Here is a 22,223-nt window from a genome sequence, read left to right on the forward strand (position 1 = left end):
CGGCCCGTGAACGGCCGGTGAAGAGATCGGCACTGATAATTCTTGACCGTTCCTTGGTGATTCAACCAGCGCGAAGCGCTGCGCGTTTGCTTTCGGGTTGCCTGAAACCTGCACATGTCCTGTGAAGATCGGCCCTTCCGGGGGCGTCGGGTCCGTGGCCAGGGGATTGATCTGCTCGCGACAAGTCGGCACGCTCCATGGCGCGAGCAGGAACTTCCCTGCTCGCGCGAATCCCCCCACACGACGAGGAGACCCCTCTTGACGGCGCAACACAAACGCATAGGCAGGGCCAAGATCGTCACCGCGATAGCGGCCGCTGCCACCGTCGCCGGCACCGCCCTGTACGTGTCGCCCGCCGCCCAGGCGGGACAGCCCGCGGAAGGCGTGGTCTACGGCCTGAACGCCGAAGGAGCCGTGGCCGGCAGCTACATCGTCCTGCTGGACCAGAAGGCCTCCCAGGCCGAGAAGCAGGATCTGGCCACGGAGTACGGCGGCCGGATCAGCCGGACCTTCGGCTCGGCGGTCAACGGATTCTCCGCCGGCAGCCTCACCGAGACGGAGGCCAAGCGCCTGGCCGCCGATCCCGCGGTCGCCACGGTGGTGCAGAACAAGAAGTTCCACATCGATGCCACCCAGGACAAGCCGCCGTCCTGGGGCCTGGACCGCATCGACCAGAAGGACACGGCCGGCGACGGCAAGTACACCTACCCGGACAAGGCCGGGGAGGGAGTGACCGCGTACGTCATCGACACCGGCGTGCGCATCAGCCACAAGGACTTCGACGGCCGGGCGAGCTTCGGGTACGACGCCGTCGACAAGGACGACTCCGCCGACGACGGCAACGGCCACGGCACCCACGTGGCCGGGACCATCGCAGGCACCGCCCACGGTGTGGCGAAGAAGGCCAAGATCGTCGCGGTCAGAGTGCTCGACGACAACGGCTCGGGAACCACCGAGCAGGTCGTCGCCGGCATCGACTGGGTGACCCAGAACCACAAGGGTCCCTCGGTGGCCAACATGAGCCTCGGCGGAGGCGCCGACCCCGCGCTCGACGCGGCGGTCGCCAAGGCCATCGCCTCGGGTGTCACGTTCGCGGTCGCCGCCGGCAACGAGTCGGCGGACGCGGGGCAGAGTTCACCGGCCCGCGTGCCCGAGGCCATCACGGTCGCGTCCAGCACGAAGGACGACGCCCAGTCGGACTTCTCCAACTTCGGCAAGCTGGTGGACCTCTACGCGCCGGGCTCGGACATCACCTCCGACTGGAACGACAGCGACCAGGGGACCAAGACGATCTCCGGCACCTCGATGGCCACCCCCCACGTCACGGGAGCCGCCGCGGTCTACCTGGCAGGGCACCCGGACGCCACACCCGCTCAGGTCGCGTCCGCGCTGACCGGCGGGGCGACCAGTGACAAGATCACCAACCCGAGCAGCGGAACGGCCAACAAGCTGCTGAAGGTGACCGAGTAGGGTCGGTCCCCCCTGGGCGACACGAACACCGCGGCCCGGTGGTGCCTGGAGCGCGCAGCGCGACGACACCACCGGGCCGTCCCCGTCCGAGCGTCTCACCGGCATCGGACACCACCGGCCCGAGTGAACCCGGCCTCGCCCCGGCCCCCCTGGACAACCGAGTGGTGGTTCGGCTTGAGTTCCTGCATGTGACTGCCTTGAGTGATCTTGTACGTCCGGACCGCTATCCCCGTTCGTCCCGCTACGACCCGGCGTGGCTCGTCGGTCTCGACATGGGGCCGAACCCGTTGTGGCTGCTGGAGGACCTGGCCGCGGACCTCGATCTGCGCCCGGGGATGAGGGTGCTCGACCTCGGTTCCGGCAAAGGGGCCACGTCGGTGTTCCTGGCCCGCGAGTTCGGCGTCAGCGTCGTCGCCGCCGACTGGTGGATCGCCGCACAGGACGCGGCAGCCGTCTTCGCCGAGGCGGGGGTCGGTGACAGGGTGGAGGCCGTGCGGACGGAGGCGCACGTCCTGCCGTTCGAGGAGGAGAGCTTCGACGCCGTCGTGAGCATCGACGCGTTCGAGTACTTCGGCACGTCGGACTCCTATCTGCCCTACCTGGTGCGGTTCCTCCGCCCCGGCGGCCAACTGGGCGTGGCAACTCCCGCCATGAAAAGGGAAGTCCGCGAACTCGGCTCGATCCCACCGCACATCAAGCGGGTGGTCGGCTGGGAGGCGATCGCGTGGCACACCGCGCAGTGGTGGCGCTTCCAGTGGGAGATCACCGAACTGGTGGACGTCACGTCCGCGCGGCTGCAGCAGGACGCCTGGCGTGACTGGCTGCTGTGGGCCCGGGCATGCGCCGAGCACCAGCCGCACGGCCGCGAGGCGAACCAGCCCGTGATCGACATGCTCACCGAGGACGGCGGGGAGTTCCTCTCCTTCGCCCTGGTGACCGCCCGGAGGAAGTGAACGCGACCGGGCGGGTCGGCCGACCTGGCCGTCCCGGGGAAAACCCTTTGCTCCGGCCGATGGCAGGTTGCTAGCCTCACGCGGCACAGGATGTACGTGATCACGGGACAGGGAGGTTGATGAATATGGCCGCCGACGGCCCTCCTCAGCATGCCCTTGTCCGGTCCGCGCGTCGGTACGGCGCGGACCGGGTCGTTCCCACGATCAGGAGTCACCCGTGCATTCCTCCGTCTCGGCAACCCACCCCGAGCTGACCACCGACCGTCTTCTCCTCCGCCCCTGGACCACGGCCGAGGCCACCGCGGTCCTCGACGACACCAGGTCGGCCCACTGGGCCGACGACTTCCCCGCCGAAGGCGACCGCGTCATCGCGGGCCTCTTCGCCGAGCATCCCGCCTGGCTCGGCGCACACGGCCACCGTCTGGTCATCGAACGGGACAGCGGCCTGGTGGTGGGCTCGATCGGCCTGTTCTGGCCGCCCCGCGAGGGAGTCGTCGAAATCGGGTACGGCATCGTCGCCTCCCGCCGCGGCCGGGGCTACGCCCCCGAGGCCACCAGGGCGCTCGCCGCGTTCGCACTCGGCGCGCCCGGTGTCCACACCGTGGTCGCCACCGTGGAGTCGACGAACCCGGCCTCCGCCCGTGTGCTGGAGAAGGCCGGCTTCCACCGACGGGCCACCGAGGAGAACCTGACCCATTACGGGATCACGAAGTCCGGCCATGGAGAACGATGAACCGGCGGCGACGCAAGAAGCTCTCCCGGTGCCTGTTCGCAGCGATCCTGGTCGGCGACCCCGCCCGCGTGACGGCGCTGCTGCGGTCCGGCGCCGGCCCGGAGCACGCCGACCGTGAGGGCACCACCCCCCTCTACCTGGCATCCGTGAACGGAGAAGCCGAGATCACACGGCTGCTCCTGGCGGCGGGGGCCTCCCCCGACACCGAGAGCGCCGGAGCCGGTTCCGAGGGCACACCGTTGTGCGCGGCCGCCTGCTGGGGACACACCGAGACCGTGCGCGAGCTGCTGGCGCACGGCGCCGATCCGAACCTTCGTGAGGATCACGGCACGGGTCGCTCGCCCCTGGACTGGGCGCTCGGCGGCCCGCACCCCCGGACCGCCGGCCTGCTCACCGCCGCGGGAGCGGTTCCCCGGGGAAGGGCCCGTTGAAGGCCGCCCTCACCAGCCGGTCAGCAGCAGGTGGTTGAGGAGCAGGGCGAGCACCGCCTGCGCGGTGAGCCAGGCGCGGCGGCGGGGCAGGAGCGCGCAGGCCGGCAGCAGCCACAGGGCGAACGGGAGCCAGATGCGTTCCGTCTCCGCCTTGCTCATGCCCGACAGGTCGGCGACGAGCAGCGCGAGCAGGGCGGCCGACACGAGGACGGCGAGGCGGAACCGTGCCGTCGTCCGCTCGGTCCGTGCTCTCGGCGAGGCGTCGTCGGCGCCGCGGCGCCGCAACGGTTGCCTGCGGCGGCGGAAGAGTTCCACCGCCGTCCGCCGCAGGCCGGCCGCCGTCGCCGGGCCGGTGATGAGCACCGTGCAGGCGAGGTTGGCCCACACCCAGTAGCCGTAGGGACGGGTGCCGCCCACCCCTTGGTAGTAGCGGACGATCAGCAGGCGGTAGGCCTCCCACCAGTCGAAGCCGGCCAGGGCCGACACCGCGGGGAACGCGGCCAGTCCGGCGAGGAGTGGCAGCAGCAGGGCGGGGCGCTCCCGGAGTTCGTGCCGGCCGAGCAGGAGTACCGCGGCACCGATCACCGCGAAGAGGGTCAGGCCGTAGGAGAGGTAGCAGGTCAGACCGAACAGCAGTCCCGAGCCGGCCGCCCAGGGCAGGGAGCGGCGGGTGAGCGCCAGGGCGAGCGTCGCGACCGCCCACGCGGCGACGGCCGCGAAGTAGGCGTCGGCGGACGTCCCCTGCCACACGGCCGCGGGTGCCAGCACCAGGAAGGGCGCGGCCCGCCGCGCGAGCGCCTTCCCGGCCAGCGCGCGAACCGTCACCAGCACGGCCACACAGCCCGTCGCGCCCACGGTGATGCACCACATCCCGGCCCAGCCGCCGCCCCGCAGCCCCACCCGGTCGAGCAGGACGAAGGTCAGGGTGGCCGCCGGGGGGTGGCCGGCGACATGGGCGGGCCAGGGTTCGGGAGTGCCACTGACGATGTGGTGGGTGAAGTCGCGCAAGGCGGCCGGGATGTCGTGGAAGCGGCCGATGACGCGCAGGTACTCGTTGTGGGTGGTCAGCCGGCCGGCGACGCCCTGGTGCCAGCCGTCGACCAGCGCGAGGGAGAGGATCCACGCCAGCGCGGTCGCCCAGGAGGCCGCCAGCAGCGCTCGCCAGGGAAGGCGGGTGGCGAGGGCGGGGCCGTAGACGACGGTGGCCACCGCCACCGCCGAGGCCGCCGCGGTGCCGGGGCCGACGTGCGGATCCCACTCGGCCAGGACCGGCGGCCAGTGCACGAACAGCGTGTGGCGGGTGCCCTGGACATGACGGCCGATCAGTACCGCCACCGTCACGAGCAGGGCGGCGGCACCGGCGGCGTACAGGTCGCGGCGGAGAGAGCGGGTCACGCCCGAACGCTAGGCCCGGGAAGCCGCGGAGAGCCGTCATACGGGCCGGACGTCAGCGTTTCGTCATCGGTCGCGCACCCCTTCCCGGGTGTGTCCCGGCCTACGGTCGGCACATGAGCGACCATCCCCGGCTCCCCACCTCTCCCGGCTTCTGGCGCAGCCCCCTGCGCGGCCCGTGGTTCACCTCGGTGCTCGGCCTGGTGCTGCTCGTCGGCATCACCGTGCTGTTCGTGACCGGCCTGGTGTCGTACGCCGCCTACAACCCGGGCCTGTCCCCGGTGAACGACCAGACACCGGACAAGGGCGCCCTCGGCTTCTACCTCTTCGCCTGGCCGACCGACCCGGTATGGCTGTACCGGTTCACCCAGGGCGTGCACGTCACGCTCGGCATCACCCTGGTCCCCGTTCTCCTGGCCAAGCTGTGGTCGGTGGTGCCGAAGCTCTTCGAGCTGCCGCCGGCCCGCTCCGTCGCGCACGCGTTGGAGCGGATCTCGCTGGTGCTGCTGGTCGGGGGCGGGCTGTTCGAGTTCACGACCGGGGTGCTCAACGTCCAGCTGGCCTACGTCTTCCCCGGCTCCTTCTACCCGCTGCACTTCTACGGGGCCTGGGTGTTCTTCGCCGCGTTCGTGGCCCACGCCATGCTGAAGGCACCTGCCGCGCTGCGCACGGTACGCCGGCGCCTGACGGCGGACGCCACCACGGGCGACGACCCGTCGGCCCCCCGGCAGGACCCGTCGGCCTCCCCGAGGGACCCGTTGGTCTCCCCGCGGCCCGATCCGCCGACGGTCTCCCGGCGTGGCGCACTGGGGCTGGTCGGCGGCGGTTCGCTGCTGCTGTTCCTGACCACCGTCGGGCAGAGCCTGGGCGGACCCTTCCGTCGCACGGCCCTGCTCGCACCGCACGGAACGGCCGACCCGGGCGGCGGCCCGAACGGCTTCCAGATCAACAAGACGGCCGGCTACGCCGGAATCACCCCGGCCGACACGCACGAGGACTCCTGGCGGCTCGTCGTCACCGGCCGCACCGGCGCGGTCCGGCTCGGCCGTGCCGAGCTGCTCCGGCTGCCGCAGCACCGTTCGTCGCTGCCCATCGCCTGCGTGGAGGGCTGGTCGACCGCCGACCAGTGGTGGCGCGGTGTGCGGCTGCGCGATCTCGCGGCGCTCGTCGGACACGACGGGGATCCGCCGGACCTGTTCGTGGAGTCCCTGCAACGGCACGGCGCCTTCCGCCGTGCGGCCCTGCGCGCCAATCAGGTGGCAGACCCGCGCTCCCTGCTCGCCCTGCAGGTCAACGGCGAGGATCTGTCCCCCGACCATGGCTATCCGGCACGGATCATCGTGCCCGCCGCGCCCGGTGTGCTCACTACCAAGTGGGTGGCCCGACTGACCTTCGGAGACCTGTGATGCCGCGCTGTCGTCCGCCCCTCGGCAGCCCGTTGCAGCTGCTGCCGCTCGCCTGCTCCTTCGCGCTCGCCGCATACGCGGGGGTACGGCTGTTCGCCGGTGACTGGTTCGGCGTGGCGCTGTGGTTCGTGGGCGCCGCCCTGCTGCACGATCTGGTCCTGCTGCCGCTGTACTCCGTGGCGGACCGGGCGGTCGTACGCAGTCTGGGGGCGGCCGGGCGACGCGGCCGGACGCCGTACGTGCGGGTACCGGCCGCGCTGTCCGCCCTGCTCCTCCTCGTCTGGTTCCCGCTGATCAGCGGCATGGCGGGAGCCCGCTACCGGTCGGCCACCGGGCTCTCGCCGCACGGCTTCCTCGCACGCTGGCTGCTGATCAGCGCCGTACTCTTCGGCGGCTCGGCGCTGCTGTCGGTGCTGCGCGCACGCAGGGCCGCGAAGCACCGGCCGCCGGCCCCCCACTGAGCGACGGCCCGCAGACCGGCCCCGCGCGCGTACCGCAGCAGAGCAGGGGTGCCCAGGCGGGCCCAGGGGAAGGGTGCGCCCATGCCGGCGCAGGCGTCGACGACGTCGACCACCTGGACCCGGGAGCGTTCGTCGACGTCGGCCGGCACGGTCTCGACGATCAGCAGACCGTCCGGGCGCAGCAGCCCGGCCACCCGCTCCAGCAGGGCGGCCGGCTCCCCGCCGATGCCGATGTTGCCGTCCATGAGCAGGACGGTGCCCCAGCGGCCCGCACCGGGCAGCGGGTCGAAGACCGAGCGGCAAAGCGCCTGCCCTGCCCCCCGCATCCGCCGACCCGGCCGAGGAGACCCCAACCGGCGTACGGTGTGCTCGACGGCGGCGGCGCTGACGTCGATGCCCAGCACGGTACGTCCCCGGGCGGCGAGTTCCGCCACCAGCCGGCCCGGCCCGCAGCCGACGTCGAGGACGGCGCCCTCACACCGGTCCAGGACCTCCCGGTCGACCGGATCGGCCCGTGCGCACCAGCGCTCCACCTCCAGCGGCAGCAGCCAGCCGTCCGCACGGCGCAGGAACAGCGGGCCGCGTCCGCTGCGCAACGCGGTGGAGTACGGGTCGGCGGCCGCCCACGCGAGGCGGGCGGCGGGCGGGCTGCTCATCGCCCGGTGGCCGACGTGCAGCGCGCCAGGCGCGCGGCGAACCGGCTGTGCGGCGCGAGAGCGGCCACGGCTCGGGCGTCGGCGGCGACGTCGACGTCCCGCAGCCGGGGCAGGTCCCGCACCCGCAGCCCGGCGGCGACCAGGCGCGCCCGCTGCACGGCCCCCGTCACGGGCGTCGACATGGGAACGCCGCGCAACAGTGCCGGGTCGGGCGCGGCCAGTCCCAGCGCCCAGAACCCGCCGTCCTCCGCCGGGCCGAAGCACGCGTCGTGGTCCGTGAGGTCGGCGGTCAGCAACTCCGGTGTCACCTGCGGGGTGTCCATGCCGATGAGGAGGGCCGGGCCGTGGCAGTGCGCGAAGGCGTCCGCCAGCCGCTCGTCCAGGCCGCCCGCGCACTGCGGCACCACCTCGAAGCCGGGCGGCAGCCATGGCCCCGGAGCACCGTCGAGGACGAGGAGGCGCCGGGAAGCGGGCGTGGCCGCCACCGCGTCCAGGGTGTCGGCGAGAGCCGCTTCGGCGAGTTCCGCCGCCTCCTTCGGGCTGAACGGCGGGGTGAGCCGGGTCTTGACCCGTCCGGGGCGCGGCTCCTTGGCGATGACGAGCAGCGTGGTCACCGCACGGTCCTCCGGCCGGCCGGGGCCGGGGCGGCCGGTGCCTCGGCCAGGACCCGGCTCATGTCCCGTACCGCCTGCCAGGTACCCCGCCATGTGCCGGTCACCTTCGAGGCTCCGGTACGCGGCAGATAGGGCACGTCGTGTTCGGCGACACGCCAGCCGGCGTCGGCCGCGCGTACGACCATCTGCAGCGGGTAGCCGCTGCGCCGGTCGGTCAGGCCCAGCGCGAGCAGCGCCTCGCGGCGGGCGGCACGCAGCGGTCCGAGGTCGTGCAGGCGCAGCCCGGTACGACGGCGCAGCATCCGGGCGAGCAGGAGATTGCCGGCCCGGGCGTGCGCGGGCCAGGCGCCCCGGCCCCGCGGACGCCGTCGGCCGAGGACCAGGTCGGCCTCGCCGCGCCGGACCTCGCGGACGAAGCCGACGAGCAGCGAGGGGTCGAGGGAGGCGTCGCAGTCGCAGAAGCACACGATGGCGCCGGTGGCCGCGGTCAGGCCGGCGTGGCAGGCGGCGCCGAAGCCGCGCCGCGGCTCGTGCACCACCGTCGCGCCGAGAGCGCGGGCGACCTCGGCGGAGCCGTCGGTGGAACCGTTGTCGACGACGAGGGCACGCCAGCCGGCCGGGATCCGAGCGAGCACCCACGGCAGGGCCTCGGCCTCGTTCAGGCAGGGGAGCACCACATCGACGTCCGTTGAAGGGGTCGTCACGGTTTCACCCTACGAACCGGAATCGGGCATAACGGGCGAGCGGTCCTTACGAAACGCGGACGCCGTACCCGCCGGCCCGGCGCCGGTAGGCGCGCCGGTGCGAGGCTGGGGGCATGCAACCGCCGTACGAGGCCCCCGGGGCCGAAGCCTGTGACGGTCCGGCCCGGGTCCTGGTCGTCGACGACGATCCGACCGTCGCCGAGGTCGTCACCGGATATCTCCACCGCGCCGGCTATGTGGTCGACCGGGCCGGCGACGGCCCGACGGCGCTCACGTGCGCCGCGGCGCACCGGCCCGATCTCGTGGTGCTGGATCTGATGCTGCCCGGCATGGACGGTCTGGAGGTGTGTCGGCGGATGCGCGAGCGCGGTCCCGTACCGGTCATCATGCTCACCGCCCGCGGCGACGAGGACGACCGCATCCTCGGGCTGGAGATCGGCGCCGACGACTATGTCACCAAGCCCTTCAGCCCCAGGGAACTCGTCCTGCGTGTGGAGTCGGTGCTGCGCCGCAGCCGTCCCGTCGGCACCGGGCCCCGGCTGGCCGGGGCGGGACTGTCGGTGGACGTCGAGGCCCGCAGGGCCACCAAGGACGGCAGCGAACTCGCCCTCACCCTGCGGGAGTTCGACCTGCTCGTCTTCTTCCTGCGGCATCCGGGCCGGGCGTACGGCCGCGAGGACCTGATGCGCGAGGTCTGGGGCTGGGACTTCGGTGACCTCTCGACCGTCACCGTCCATGTCCGCCGGCTGCGCGGCAAGATCGAGGACGACCCGGCCCGGCCCCGGCTCATCCAGACGGTGTGGGGCGTCGGCTACCGTTTCGAGCCCCGTGGGGCGGTGCGCTGACCATGCGCGACACCCTCCTCATCGCCCTGTACGCCTTCGCCGGCGCCGCGGCCACCGGCCTCGCCGGAGCGGGCGTGCTGCGGGTGATCCGGCGCCGTTCGCTCACTGCCTCGCTCACCGTGGTGGCGGCCGTCGGCGTCGTCGCGATGTTCGCCGGCACCCTCGCCGTCGCCCGGGCGATGTTCCTGTCCTCGCACGACCTCACCGTCGTCACCACCGTCGTCGCGATGGCGACCGTCGTCTCGCTGGCCACCGCACTGCTGCTCGGCCGCTGGGTCGTCGCCCGCAGCCGTGACCTCGCCGAAGCCGCCCGCCACTTCGGTGACGGCGGCGAGTTCGCCGCCCCCGCCGCTCCGGCCACCGCCGAACTGGACGCGCTCGGCCGCCAGCTGGCCGCGACCAGCGCCAGGCTCGCCGAGTCACGGGCGCGGGAGCGGGCGCTGGAGACCTCCCGGCGCGAGCTGGTCGCCTGGATCTCGCACGACCTGCGCACCCCGCTGGCCGGGCTGCGGGCGATGTCGGAGGCGCTGGAGGACGGCGTGGCCGCCGACCCCGAGCGCTATCTGAAGCAGATCCGCACGGAGGTCGAACGGCTCAACGACATGGTCGGCGACCTCTTCGAACTCTCCCGCATCCACGCGGGCACCCTCCCGCTGAGCCCCTCCCGCATCTCCGTGTACGACCTGGTCGGCGACGCGCTGGCGGGAGCCGACGCGCTCGCCCGGGAACACGGGGTACGGCTGGTGGGTGACCGCGTCGAGCCGCTGCCGGTGGAGGTGGACGGCAGGGAGATGAGCCGGGTACTGGGCAACCTGCTGGTGAACGCCATCCGCCGGACCCCGGCCGACGGAACGGTCGCGGTCGCGGCGGAGCGCATCGACGAAGGTGTGCTGCTGTCCGTCACCGACGGCTGCGGCGGTATCCCCGAGGAGGACCTGCCGCGTGTCTTCGACACCGGCTGGCGCGGCACCGACGCCCGGACACCCCCGGCGGGCGCGGGTCTGGGCCTCGCCATCGTGCGGGGCATCGTGGAGGCCCACCAGGGCCGGGCGACCGTCCGCAACATTCCGGGCGGCTGCCGCTTCGAGGTGACCATCCCGGCAGCGCGGTGACGCACTCACCGAGTGGTCCCGGCGGTGTGGTGACTGCCTTGCCGTGTGGGGCCGGCGGCGCGGGGACGCACTTCCTTGTGGGCACGGCCGCCCGGTGCCTGCCTTCCCGCGTGGTTCCGGCGGCCGCCCGGCTCACTCCTCGCGCAGCCCGGACCGCGCGAACTCCCGCATGCCTTCCGCGAAACCCACCCGCGGCTTCCAGCCCAGCGCCGTCCGCAGCCGGGACGAGTCCGCGGTGATGTGCCGCACGTCGCCCAACCGGTACTCCCCGGTGACCACGGGGGCGCGGCCACCGTACGCACCGGACAGGGCCCGGGCCATCTCCCCGACGGTGCGCGGCTCACCACTCCCGGTGTTGTACACCGTGAGCACACCCGGCGCGGACTCCGCCTCCAGTGCCACCACGTTCGCCGCGGCCACGTCCCGCACGTGCACGAAGTCCCGCCGCTGCCGTCCGTCCTCGAACACCCGGGGCGGCTCCCCGCGGGCGAGCGCCGAGCGGAAGAAGGAAGCGACCCCGGCGTACGGGGTGTCGCGGGGCATCCGGGGTCCGTACACGTTGTGGTACCGCAGGGACACCGCCGTCCCGCCCGTGCAGCGGGCCCAGACGGCGGCCAGGTGTTCCTGGGCGAGCTTGGTGACGGCGTACACGTTCCGGGGATCGGCGGGGGCGTCCTCACCCACCAGACCGGGCACGAGGTCCTGCCCGCACCGCGGACACCGCGGCTCGAAGGACCCTCCGTCGAGATCGGCCACGGCCCGCGGCCCGGGCCGCACGGCACCGTGGCGCGGGCAGTCGTACCTCCCCTCCCCGTACACGACCATCGAACCGGCCAGCACGAGACGCCGCACCCCCGCCTCCGCCATGGCGGCGACCAGCACGGCCGTACCCAGGTCGTTGCGCGAGACATACTCCGCCCCGTCGGCGACACCGTTGCCGAGCCCGACCATGGCCGCCTGGTGGCAGACGGCGTCCACACCGGACAGCGCCCCGGCGACCGCCCCCGCGTCCCGGACGTCCGCGCGGGCATCGACCCGGACGTCGTACACGAGCGGCTCGTGCCCGCCCTCTCGCAGGGCCTCGACCACATGGGACCCGATGAACCCGGCACCGCCGGTGACCAGTACGCGCATACGGCCACGCTAGGCCGGACCGCGCCGCGCCCCCACGTGGGCGCCCCTCGCGTCACGGGTCCGTAAGACGTGGCAGGCCCGAAGACGGCACGCGATGCGGGGGCAGCGGACACACCGGTCGCCGAGCGGGGAGCCCCAGTGCTAGAAAAGGGACATGAGCGGGCGTTCCCGCCGGCCATGGGCGAGAGCGGCGCCGCCGCCCGGCGCACGGCGGTCATCCGGACCGTCCGGTCGCCCGAGGTCCCGGCCGTCACACGGGCGCCGCCTCTCGTCGGCCCTGAGCATGCGCACACTCGCCGCACAGGTGTTCCTGCTCCAGGCCCTCATCGTGCTGGTACTGGTGGCGGTGGCGGCCGCCTCCCTGGTCCTGCAGGGCCGGTACGACGGCGAGCGCAGCGCCAGGGAACGGTCACTGGCCGCCGCCGAGTCGTTCGCGAACGGGCCCGGCACATCGCTCGCGCTGCGTTCACCGGGCCCGTCGCCGCGGCTGCAGACGGCGACGGAGGAGGCGGGAAAGGCCTCCGGCGTCGACTTCATCAGCGTCCTGGACGTACACGGGGTCCGGCTCGCCGACTCCGACCCCGCCCTGGTCGGCACGAAGGCACAGGGCGTAGGCCGCGCCGCCGCCGGTGAGGCGTTCACGGAGGCGTACCACGGCCGGCCCAGCGACGCCGTACGCGCGGTCGTACCCGTGACCGACGCCAGCAGACGTGTGGTCGGCATGGTCAGCGCCGGGATCCAGTACGCCAATCTGGCCCACGTGCTGAACCGGCAGCTGCCGATGCTGCTGGGCTCGGCGGCGGGGGCACTCCTGCTGGCGACCGGCGGCACCGCTCTGGTCAGCCGCCGACTGCTGCGCCAGACCCATGGCCTCGGCCCGGTCCAGATGACCCGGATGTACGAACACCACGACGCAGTGCTGCACGCGGTGCGCGAGGGGGTGCTGATCATCGGCGGTGACGGACGGGTACTCCTCGCCAACGACGAGGCACGCCGGCTGCTGGAGCTTCCCGCGGACGCCGACCGGCGGCAGGTGACGGAGCTGGGGCTGGGGCCCGCCCTCACGCGGCTGCTGGCGTCGGACGAGGCCGCGTCCGACAAGGTGATCCCGGCCGGGGACCGGCTGCTGGCCGCCAACATCCGGCTCACCGCACCGTACGGCGGCGGCCAGGGGCTGGTCGCCACCCTCCGCGACACCACGGAGCTGACGGCCCTCTCCGGCCAGGCCGAGGTGGCACGGGGCCGGCTGTCGTTCCTGTACGAGGCAGGGGTGCGGATCGGCACCACGCTCGACGTGCGGCGCACCGCCGAGGAACTCTCCGAGGTGGCGGTCCCGCGCATGGCCGACTTCGTCACCGTGGAACTCCTCGACTCCGTGCTGCGCGGCGCGGAGCCCACGGGCGCCGTGCACCGGATGCGGCGCACCGCGCTGCGCGAATCACGGGCCGGGCACCCCCTGCAACCGGTGGGAGACCTGATCCGGTTCGTCATGGCCGACACACCGATGGTGGCGGCACTGCACCGTGGCAAGGCCGTCCTCGTGCCCGACCTGCACACCGCCCAGGACTGGCGGGCCCAGGACCCGGAGGGGGCCCAGGAGGCGCTGGACTACGGCATCCGTTCCCTGATCACCGTGCCGCTGCGGGCCCGCGGGGTGGTCCTCGGCATGGTCAACTTCTGGCGGGGCACCGACTCCCCCCGGTTCGAGGAGGAGGACGTCGCCGTGGCCGAGGAACTGGTGGCCCGGGCGGCCGTCGCGATCGACAACGCCCGCCGGTACTCCCGCGAGCACGCGCTGGCCGTGACCCTGCAGCGCAGCCTGCTGCCCCTGGACCTGCCGGAACAGGACGCGCTGGAGATCGCCTCCCGCTATCTGCCGGCACAGTCCGGTGTGGGCGGCGACTGGTTCGACGTCATCCCGCTGCCCGGCTTCCGGGTGGCACTGGTCGTCGGCGACATCGTGGGACACGGGCTGCAGGCCGCGGTGACCATGGGACGGCTGCGGACCGCCGTGCTGAACTTCTCCTCGCTCGACCTCGCCCCGGACGAACTGCTCGGCCACCTCGACGAGATGGTGACCCGGCTGGACATGCAGACGGCCCACGGCGACGACGACCAGGCCCCGCTCACCGGAGCCACCTGCCTGTACGCCATCTACGACCCGGTCTGCGGACACTGCACACTCGCCCGCGCCGGGCACATCGCACCCGCCGTGGCGGATGCCCAGGGCCGGGTGACCTTCCCCGACCTGCCGCTGTCCCCACCGCTGGGAGTGGGCGGACATCCCTTCGAGACCGGCGAGCTGGATCTCCCCGAGGGCAGTCGCCTCGTCCTGTTCACCGACGGCCTGATCGAGAACCGCGGACGGGACATCGACGAGGGCCTGGACCTGCTGCGCGCCACCATCGCCAGGGCGGGCGGGACACCGGAGGAGACCTGCCGCGCCCTCGTGGAGACGATGCTGCCCGACCACCCCAGCGACGACGTGGCGCTGCTGGTCGCCCGGACCCGGCTGCTCGATCCGTCCCAGGTCGCCACCTGGGACGTGCCGTTCGACGTGACGTCCGTGTCCCGGACCCGCTCCGAGGTGAGCCGCCGGCTCACCGACTGGGGCCTGGAGGAGCAGGCGTTCACCACGGAACTGATCCTCAGCGAACTCCTCACCAACGCGATCCGCTACGGCGCTCCACCGGTACGCGTCAGGATCCTGCTGGGCCGCACCCTCGTCTGCGAGGTGTCGGACGGCAGCAACACCTCACCCCGGCTGCGCCGCGCGGCCACCACCGACGAAGGCGGCCGCGGACTGTTCCTCGTCTCGCAGTTCGCGGACAGCTGGGGCACCCGCTACGCGGCCCGGGGGAAGGTGATCTGGGCCGAACAGACCCTGGGCCGCGTTCCGGAACCGGACATGTCCCTGCTGTTCGACGAGATCGCCTTCTGACACCTGCCGGATCCTTCGGCCGGGCCCCGGTCATGAGGGCGAGCCCCGGTCATGAGGGCGGGCCCCGGTCATGAGGGCCGTGCCTCGCGGACCGCCGTCCTGGTGACAAGGCTCCGCAGGCACCACCAGTTGGCCTCTCCGGCCAGCGACATCACCGCGGGCGCCAGCAGAGGGCGGACGACGAGCGCGTCCACGGCCACGGACAGAGCGACGGTGACGCCGATCAGCTTGATCGTGGTGATCCCGGAGCCGGCCAGGCTGAGCAGCACCGCCGCGACGACCGTGGCCGACGCGGTGAACAGCGGTGCCGCCGAGGCCAGCCCGGCCGCGACGGCCGCCTTGGTCCGGCCCGTACGCCGGTGCTCTTCCAGCACTCTCGCCAGCAGCAGGACCTCGTAGTCCAGGGACAGCCCGAACGCGAGACAGAACACGGTGACCGGGCTCATGATGTCGGTCTGGCCGGTGACCGTGAAGGACCCCAGCAGCCACCGGAGATGCCCTTCCTGGAAGAGCCACACCATCGCACCGAACGTCGCCGTCATGCTCAGCGCGTTCATCACCAGGGCCTTGACCGCCAGGAACAGTGCGCCACCGGTGAACGCCAGCAGCAGCGCCAGGGTGGCCGCCACGACGATGGCGAGGGCCGTCGGCAGGCGGGAGGCCACGGCGTCCCGTACGTCGAGCAGCCGGGCCGGCGGGCCGGCGACCAGCACGCTCGTGGGAGCGGCCGCGGCGCGCACCGAGCGGGCCAGCCGCACACTGGCCGGACCGAAGGGTTCGGCCGGTCCGCGCACCGCGAGCCAGGTACCGGCCGAGGACACGTGGCGCCCGGCGAGGACCGGGCAGCCGGCCGCCGGGCAGGGCCGGGACAGCCGTTCGCCGTGTGCGTAGATTCCGGTCGCGGTGCGCACGGACGTGGCGTCCGGCAGCGCCGACAGGCGCCGGGCGTAGGCGTCCAGCGCCGCCGTACGGGCGGCGTTCCGCCCGGGCGCCCAGCCGGGCAGGATGACGTCCACCTCGGTGCTGCCGAACTCGGGGAACGCGGTGCGTACTTCGCGCATCGCCCGGACCACGGGGGTGTCACCGGGCAGCACCCGCTCGTCGCTGAGGGCGAAGGAGACATGCCGGAACGGCAGCGCGCACACGGTCAGCGCGAGGGCCGCCAGTACCGAGACCCGGACCCGATGGCGCGTCACCGCCAGGGCCAGCCGCTGCCACCGGCCGTCGGTCCCGCCTGAGGCGCGGGCCGTGCCCCGCCACCGGGCGAACCGGTCCCGGGTGCCCAGGCGCCCGCCGAAACAGGAGAGGCCCGCCGGGACCAGGACCAGGGACACGGCGGTGGCCAGGGCCACCACGGGGATCCCCGCGTACGCCAGTGACCTCAGGAACGGCAGCGGGAAGACGAGCAGCCCGGTCAGGGACAGCGCGACGATGCTCGCGGAGACCAGCACCGTACGGCCGGCGGTGACCATCATCCGCTCCACGGCGGCGCCGTGGGCGGCGCCACGGGTGCGTTCCTCCCGATAGCGCGCCACCAGGAAGAGGCTGTAGTCGACCGCCAGCGCCAGCCCCACCGCCGTCGTCATGTTCAGCGCGTACAGCGACACCTCGGTGACCTGGGCCACCAGCCGCAGCACCGCCAGTGTGCCGACCACCGCGACCAGTCCCACCGCCAGGGGCAGACACGCCGCCCCGAAGCCGCCGAACACCCACAGCAACAGCAGCAGCGTGGTCGGCAGGGCGATCAGCTCCGCCCGGCGCAGGTCGTGCCGGCTCTGCGCCTGGAGGTCCCTGACCACCAGGGCGGCACCCGAGACCGTCACCCGCAGCGTTCCGTGGCCACCGGTGACCGCGGGCACCAGCCGGTTCACCGTGCTGTGGTGCGTGTCCGACACCAGCCGGACCAGGACCAGCGCGGCCCGCCCGTCCTTCGAGCGCAGCGCCGCGTCCGGCGGGACGGCCCCGTGGGTGCCGCCGTCCGGGCCGGTCACGGGGCCGGTCCAGTAGGACTCGGCGCCGGCCACCTTGGGGTCCGCGAGCACCCGCCCGACCAGCCGCCTGCCGTCCTCGCGGGCGGCGGGGGAGTCGACCGAACCGGACGACGTCCGGGCCAGCAGCACCAGGTCGGGCACGCCGCCGTGGAAGCGTTCGGTCAGCAGGGCGTCGGCCCGCAGCGAGGGCGCCCCCGCGGGCGCCCATCCGCCGGTGACCAGATGTCCCGTCACCCCGTGCCCCACCACCGCCGAGGCGGCGGCGAACAGCAGGGTCAGCCCGATCACGATCCGCCGGTGCCGGGAGGCGACCCGGCCCAGCGCCACCGACACGGCTGTGATCACCTGATCTCCCGTCATCACGCTGCGCACGTCCGGATCTCCGAGACCGACGCCCGTTCAGGGCGACCGGCCCACGATCAACGGCGATCCGGATCATGCGCAACACAGGACCGGACGGCAGTCCACGATCGGGTGATCATCTGTACGACCAACGGCCGGTGTCCGCCGTCGGCGGGTCATGCGGCGGCCGACGGCGGGATGTTCTGATTGAGGCGGAACAGGTTCGTCGGGTCGTAGGCGTCCTTGACGCGCACGAGCCGGTCGCGCACCGCGCCCGGGTAGGAGGCGCGCACCCGGTCCTCGGCGGCGTCACCGGTGAAGTTGACGTACATGGCGCCGTGACCGTGCCGTGCGATCTCCTCGCGGGTCTCACGGGCCCAGGCGACGTGCCCCTCGAAGCCCGTCGCGTCCGGGGAGCGCGCGATCACGTTGCACAGCACGCCCGGATCCCGCTGGCTGAACGCCGAGTCCTGTGAGGGCACGCGCGCGAAGGCGCCGCCCAGCTGGTGCATGTGCAGCTCGCTGAAGGGCGTGGGCGCCGTCTCGTGGCGTCGCAGCAGGGCGTCCAGCGCGGCGTCGGAGGGCTCGATGAACGCCGAGGTGAAGTAGTTGTGGGCCCCGGCAGTCCACAGCGGGTCCAGCATCGACTGCATCCCCGTGTACGGCATGGGACCCATCAGGTCGGCGATGGGTGTGCCCAGCGTCCGCAATGGACCGACCGCCGCCTCGCCGGCCGCGAGGTCACCCGCGTACATGCCGGCCAGCACCACGATGCGGGTGCCGTGGACCTCCTGGGGCAGGAAGGGCAGCGGCGGTGCCGTGGTCAGGTCGATCAGCGTCGTCAGCTCGTCGGGCATGCCCGCGATCAGCTCACGCCAGCCCGTGATCACCTGCCGGGCCTCGGCCGCGGGGTAGACGATCAGGCCGGCCAGGACCTGCGGCCCGACCGGGTGCAGCTGGTACTCGAGCGAGGTCACGATCCCGAAGTTGCCGCCGCCGCCCCGCAGGGCCCAGAAGAGTTCGGGGTGCTCGTGCGGATCCGCGCGCACCACGCGGCCGTCAGCGGTGACGACCTGGGCCGCCGTCAGGTTGTCTGAGGCCAGTCCGTGGCGGCGCAGCAGCCAGCCCACTCCGCCGCCGAGCGTGAAGCCGGAGATCCCGGTCGAGGAGACCAGGCCGCCCGGCACGGCGAGGCCGAAGGCCTGCGTCTCGTGATCGAGGTCCGCCCACGTCAGGCCGGCCTGGGCGACCACCCGGCGCCGTCCGGGATCGACGACGGCGCCCTTCATCGGGGACAGGTCGATGACGATGCCGTCGTCGCAGGTCGAGAACCCGGCGATGCTGTGGGCGCCGCCGCGCACGGCGACGAGCAGGTCCTGGCTGCGGGCGAACTCGACGGCACGCATGACGTCGGCGGTCCCGGCGCACCGCACGACCAGCTCCGGATGCTTGTCGTGCGCGGCGTTCCAGACGGCGCGGGCCTCGTCGTAGCCGGGGTCGTCGGGGCGGACGACGGTGCCGCGCAGGCCGGCTTCCAGTTCGGCGATGGTGGCGTCCCCCAGGATGCCCTTTGCCGTGTCGATCGACATGATCGGCTCCTTGGTGTGAGTGCTTGCACCGATGTCCAGGACGCTAGGCGGCGCCGCTTAGCACTCACTCAGCAGTCGCTTTGCCGCCGGGCCCGACCGCCACCGCGCGCCGCAGGACGGCCGGCCCACGGGTGTCGCCGAGCCGTGCGAAGAGATCACCGGCCCGGGCCGCGGTCACCCTGGCCGCCTCGCGCTCGCCCGCCTGCCACTGCAGCCGCGCGAGCATGAGGGCGACCCAGCCGGCGGCGGAGGGCGAGCCCGCGACGTGCTCCAGCCGCTGGGCCCGGGCCAGCAGGGCGCGCGCTCGCGCCGAGTCGCCGGTGGCCCGGGCGACGAGCCCGAGGTGGAGCAGGCTGTTGGTGACGCCCGGGATGTCGTCGGTCTCCTCGAAGCCCGCGAGGACACCGGCGATGGTCGCCTGCGCGCCGGCGGTGTCCCCGTCGGCCAGCTGGAGCAGACCCAGGCAGCCGAGGGTGATGCCCTCCTCCCGGCGGTCGCCGAGCCGGCACCTGATCGACAGGGCCGCGTCCAGATGTTTGCGTGCCCCGTCGTGATCGCCGCGGCTTCGGTGGATGTTGCCGAGCGCGTTGAGGGCCAGGGACTCCCCGTGCGGATCGTCGAGCGCGCGGAAGCGGTCGGCACTGCGTTCGGCCGCCGCGACGGCGGCGCCGGTGTCACCGTCGAGGCGGCTCGCCCACGCGAGATTCGCCAGCGCGTAGCCGCGTGCCCGGGACGGGCCGACCGTACGACCGGCGAGCACCGTCTCCTCGAAGTACAGCGACACCGGCCCCGTCCCGTCGTCCTCCAGCGTGTATCCGGGTGTCATGACCGGGAAGAACGGTCCGCGCCCGGCCGCGACGTCGTCCAGCAGCCGGAGACTCTCCTCGCAGGCCTCACGGGCCGCCGCGCCCTCGCCGCGGCAGACGGCCCACACGCCCTCGAGATGCGCCGCGACGGCGAGGACCGACGGCTCGCCCGTCTCCTGGGCCAGGGCGCGAGCCAGGTCGAGGGCGGTGCGTGCGCGGTCCCAGGCACCGCGCATCCAGAGCAGGACCGCCTGCTGACAGCGGGCGTACGCCAGCGCCGCCGCCTCGGGCCGCCGCTGGTGGATCCCGACGATCTGCTCGGCGATGTCCTCCAGCGGGGAGCCGTCCCCGAGCCGGATCGCCAGTACGGCCCTCCCCATCAACGCCCGCGCCCGCTCGGGGGACGGCTCCGGTGCGGCGGCCAGGGCGTCGTCCAGCCACCGCCTGCCCTCGGCGAGGCGGCCCCGCTCGGGCCAGAACGACCGCAGGGCGACGGCCAGCCGCAGCGCCCTGTCCGGTTCGTGACGCAGCAGGGAGCGCAGGGCGGCCCGGAGATTGCCGTAGTCGGCCTCCAGTTCCAGGGACGCGGCCCCCGAGACGCCGGTGGGCGGCTCCCGGTCCCGGGCCTCGGCGAGCGCCAGGTAGTGACGGCGGTGCCTGGCCTCCGTGGCCGCGAGTTCCCCAGCGGTCCGCAGCCGGTCCCTCGCGTACTGCCGGATCGTCTCGAGCAGCCGGTAGCGGACCTCGTCCTGCCGGGGCTCCACCCACACCAGGGACTTGTCCGCCAGCCGGCCGAGCAGGTCCAGCACCGAGGCGGCGTGCACACCGTCCGCGCACACCTCCTCGGCCGCGGCCAGGGAGAACCCGTCCACGAAGACCGCGAGCCGGCGGAACAGCCGCCGTTCCTCGTCGTCGAGCAGCCGGTGGCTCCACTCCAGCGTGGCCAGCAGGGTCTCCTGGCGGGTCGCACAGCGCCGGCTGCCCCGGCCGAGCAGGGCCAGGGCGTCGTCGAGGCGTTCGGCGATCTGCCGGGGGGCCAGCACGTGCACCCGGGCCGCCGCGAGTTCCAGGGCCAGCGGCATCCCGTCGAGCCGGAAGCAGATCTGCGCCACGGCGGCCGCGTTCTCCGCCGTCAGCCGGAAGCCGGGGGCCGCGTCGGCGGCCCGCTCGACGAACAGCCGCACGGAGGCGAAGCGGCCCAGTTCCGCGACGGACGGCAGCCGGCGCGGATCCGGCAGGCTCAGCGAGGGCACCCGGAAGGTTCGTTCCCCGTAGGAGCGCAACGCCTCCCGGCTGGTCGCGAGGACGAGGACGCGCGGGCAGTGGGCGATGACCTCCGAGGCCAGGGCGGCGCACGCGTCGATCAGGTGCTCGCAGTTGTCCAGCACCAGCAGCATCTCCCGGTCACCGAGCTGTGCGACCAGTGCGTCCCGGCCCCCGCCGTGGGGCGGAAGGTGCAGTGCCAGCGCCGCGGCGACCGCCTCGGGCACGAGGTCGGGTTCCGCCAGCCCGGCGAGGTCGACGAACCACGCCCCGTCCCGGAAGTCGTCGCCCCGACGGGCCGCCACGGCGAGCGCGAGCCGGGTCTTCCCGCAGCCGCCGGCCCCGGTGAGCGTGAGCAGCCCGCTCCGCCCGAGCAACTCCTCCACCTCGGCCATCTCGCGTTCCCTGCCGACGAGCCGGGTGGCCGGCGTCGGCAGATGGTGCCGAGGCGGCCGCTGCGTCCCCGCGGGCTCCGCCTGCCGGTGCCCCGCGCCCTTTCCCCGCCGGTCCCGCGGCTGCGGTTCCCGCTCCTCGACCGAGTCGGCCAGCAGCGCCCGGTACAGGCGGCGCGTCTGCGGGTCGGGGTCGGCGCCGGTGTCCTCACGGAGCGCGTCCCGCAGACGTTCGTAGGCGGCCAGCGCCTCCCGGCGCCGTCCGGCGTCGGCCAGGACCCGCATCAGGGCCCGGTTCCCGGGCTCGTGCAGCGGATCCTCGTCGACCAGGGCGCGCAGCACCTCGCCGGCCTCGGCCGTGCGGTGATCCCGCTCCAGCGCCTCGCCCAGTCCCAGCCGCAAAGTCGTACGCCGTGTCTCCAGCGCCTCGGCCGCCTCGCTCACCCACACCTCGTACCGGTCCTCCGGCAGCAGACCCGGACCGGCCAGGGCGAGCGCGGCACGGTAGTCCGCACTCCCGCCGCCGTCGAAGGCCCGCCGGGCCGCCTCGTCGAACTCGTCGAGGTCGATCCGGACCTCTCCGCCGGGGCCGAGCAGCACCATGTCGTCGTGGAGCACGACGACATCGCCCGGCGTGCCCGCGGCGGCCAGCGCACGCCGTACGGCGTGCAGCACCTGGTGCAGGTTGTTGGCCGCGGCCGTCCGGTCGAGGTCCGGCCACAGGAGGTCGTAGAGCCGTTCCCGGTGCATCCGGTGGCCCGGTTCCAGGCAGAGCAGTTTCAGCAGGCCGCGGGCCTTGCGCAGCCGCCACGCCCCGGCGGGGACCGGGCGGTCGTCGACCGTCACGGCGAAACCGCCGAGGAGCCGGATGCGTACCTGATCGGCCATGGCTGCCCTCACGAGCAGGCTACCGCCGCGAGGGCGGCCCCGCCCCAGATGCGTGATCATGGTCGTTGCGGAAGGATCGGCAACGGGGTACCGTCCGTTC

16 protein-coding genes are annotated in these 22,223 nt (G+C 73.6%); 8 read left to right on the forward strand and 8 right to left on the reverse strand.

Translation table 11 applies throughout. The features are described 5' to 3' along the window. Positions 1–258: 258 nt before the first annotated feature. From ACZ5CW_RS24450 to ACZ5CW_RS24465, 4 genes are all read left to right on the forward strand, one after another. Entirely contained in the window at positions 259–1,470 is a 1,212-nt protein-coding gene (locus tag ACZ5CW_RS24450) for a S8 family peptidase (protein WP_468604720.1), read from the forward strand. Positions 1,471–1,658: 188 nt separating this feature from the next. Continuing rightward, the gene (locus ACZ5CW_RS24455) at positions 1,659–2,423 is read left to right on the forward strand and encodes an SAM-dependent methyltransferase (RefSeq protein ID WP_468604722.1); all 765 of its coding nucleotides are present in this window, start codon (positions 1,659–1,661) and stop codon (positions 2,421–2,423) included. Positions 2,424–2,640: 217 nt separating this feature from the next. Continuing rightward, positions 2,641–3,156 (forward strand): GNAT family N-acetyltransferase, encoded by a 516-nt coding sequence (locus tag ACZ5CW_RS24460; protein WP_468604724.1) that lies wholly within the window; start codon positions 2,641–2,643, stop codon positions 3,154–3,156. Next, complete coding sequence (locus ACZ5CW_RS24465; RefSeq protein WP_468604726.1) at positions 3,153–3,587, forward strand: ankyrin repeat domain-containing protein; 435 nt, start codon at positions 3,153–3,155, stop codon at positions 3,585–3,587. The genes ACZ5CW_RS24460 and ACZ5CW_RS24465 overlap by 4 nt, the downstream gene beginning before the upstream one ends. Before the next feature lie 9 nt (positions 3,588–3,596). On the opposite strand, the gene ACZ5CW_RS24470 is transcribed toward ACZ5CW_RS24465, so the two are convergent. After that, positions 3,597–4,982 (reverse strand): hypothetical protein, encoded by a 1,386-nt coding sequence (locus tag ACZ5CW_RS24470; protein WP_468604728.1) that lies wholly within the window; start codon positions 4,980–4,982, stop codon positions 3,597–3,599. Between the two features lie 113 nt (positions 4,983–5,095). Between ACZ5CW_RS24470 and ACZ5CW_RS24475 the strand changes: the two genes are divergently transcribed. Continuing rightward, entirely contained in the window at positions 5,096–6,385 is a 1,290-nt protein-coding gene (locus ACZ5CW_RS24475; RefSeq protein WP_468604730.1) for a molybdopterin-dependent oxidoreductase, read from the forward strand. A gap of 316 nt (positions 6,386–6,701) precedes the next feature. Here ACZ5CW_RS24475 and ACZ5CW_RS24480 read toward each other — a convergent pair whose 3' ends face one another. Genes ACZ5CW_RS24480 through ACZ5CW_RS24490 form a run of 3 tightly spaced genes read right to left on the reverse strand, consistent with a single transcriptional unit; the run spans position 6,702 to position 8,820 of the window. Continuing rightward, a complete protein-coding gene (locus tag ACZ5CW_RS24480; RefSeq protein WP_468604732.1) occupies positions 6,702–7,502 on the reverse strand; it encodes a class I SAM-dependent methyltransferase in 801 nt (266 codons plus the stop codon). Then, entirely contained in the window at positions 7,499–8,116 is a 618-nt protein-coding gene (locus ACZ5CW_RS24485) for a TIGR04282 family arsenosugar biosynthesis glycosyltransferase (protein ID WP_468604735.1), read from the reverse strand. The genes ACZ5CW_RS24480 and ACZ5CW_RS24485 overlap by 4 nt, the downstream gene beginning before the upstream one ends. Continuing rightward, the gene (locus ACZ5CW_RS24490; RefSeq protein WP_468604737.1) at positions 8,113–8,820 is read right to left on the reverse strand and encodes a glycosyltransferase family 2 protein; all 708 of its coding nucleotides are present in this window, start codon (positions 8,818–8,820) and stop codon (positions 8,113–8,115) included. The genes ACZ5CW_RS24485 and ACZ5CW_RS24490 overlap by 4 nt, the downstream gene beginning before the upstream one ends. A gap of 113 nt (positions 8,821–8,933) precedes the next feature. Here ACZ5CW_RS24490 and ACZ5CW_RS24495 point away from each other — a divergent pair, with 113 nt between their 5' ends. Together ACZ5CW_RS24495 and ACZ5CW_RS24500 are read left to right on the forward strand one after the other, a co-directional pair. Next, positions 8,934–9,665 carry a response regulator transcription factor gene (locus ACZ5CW_RS24495; protein ID WP_468604739.1) on the forward strand — a complete coding sequence of 244 codons (732 nt, stop codon included), beginning with the start codon at positions 8,934–8,936 and terminating at the stop codon, positions 9,663–9,665. A gap of 2 nt (positions 9,666–9,667) precedes the next feature. After that, positions 9,668–10,777: a sensor histidine kinase gene (locus tag ACZ5CW_RS24500; RefSeq protein ID WP_468604741.1), complete on the forward strand. Its 1,110-nt coding sequence runs from the start codon at positions 9,668–9,670 to the stop codon at positions 10,775–10,777. A 132-nt stretch (positions 10,778–10,909) separates the two neighbouring features. On the opposite strand, the gene ACZ5CW_RS24505 is transcribed toward ACZ5CW_RS24500, so the two are convergent. Then, a complete protein-coding gene (locus ACZ5CW_RS24505; protein ID WP_468604743.1) occupies positions 10,910–11,911 on the reverse strand; it encodes an NAD-dependent epimerase/dehydratase family protein in 1,002 nt (333 codons plus the stop codon). A 283-nt stretch (positions 11,912–12,194) separates the two neighbouring features. Here ACZ5CW_RS24505 and ACZ5CW_RS24510 point away from each other — a divergent pair, with 283 nt between their 5' ends. Next, positions 12,195–14,852, forward strand: a complete 2,658-nt coding sequence (locus tag ACZ5CW_RS24510; RefSeq protein WP_468604745.1) for a SpoIIE family protein phosphatase — start codon at positions 12,195–12,197, stop codon at positions 14,850–14,852. Between the two features lie 68 nt (positions 14,853–14,920). Here the strand turns inward: ACZ5CW_RS24510 and ACZ5CW_RS24515 are convergent, their stop codons facing one another. The 3 genes from ACZ5CW_RS24515 to ACZ5CW_RS24525 form a co-directional block, all read right to left on the reverse strand. Then, entirely contained in the window at positions 14,921–17,188 is a 2,268-nt protein-coding gene (locus ACZ5CW_RS24515) for an MMPL family transporter (RefSeq protein WP_468604747.1), read from the reverse strand. Positions 17,189–17,361: 173 nt separating this feature from the next. Next, positions 17,362–18,774, reverse strand: a complete 1,413-nt coding sequence (locus ACZ5CW_RS24520; protein WP_468604749.1) for an FAD-binding oxidoreductase — start codon at positions 18,772–18,774, stop codon at positions 17,362–17,364. A 64-nt stretch (positions 18,775–18,838) separates the two neighbouring features. Further along, on the reverse strand, positions 18,839–22,123 hold the full coding sequence (locus ACZ5CW_RS24525; RefSeq protein ID WP_468604751.1) for an AfsR/SARP family transcriptional regulator: 3,285 nt from the start codon (positions 22,121–22,123) through the stop codon (positions 18,839–18,841). Positions 22,124–22,223 lie beyond the last annotated feature (100 nt).

This window comes from Streptomyces sp. NPDC031379 (assembly GCF_055569615.1).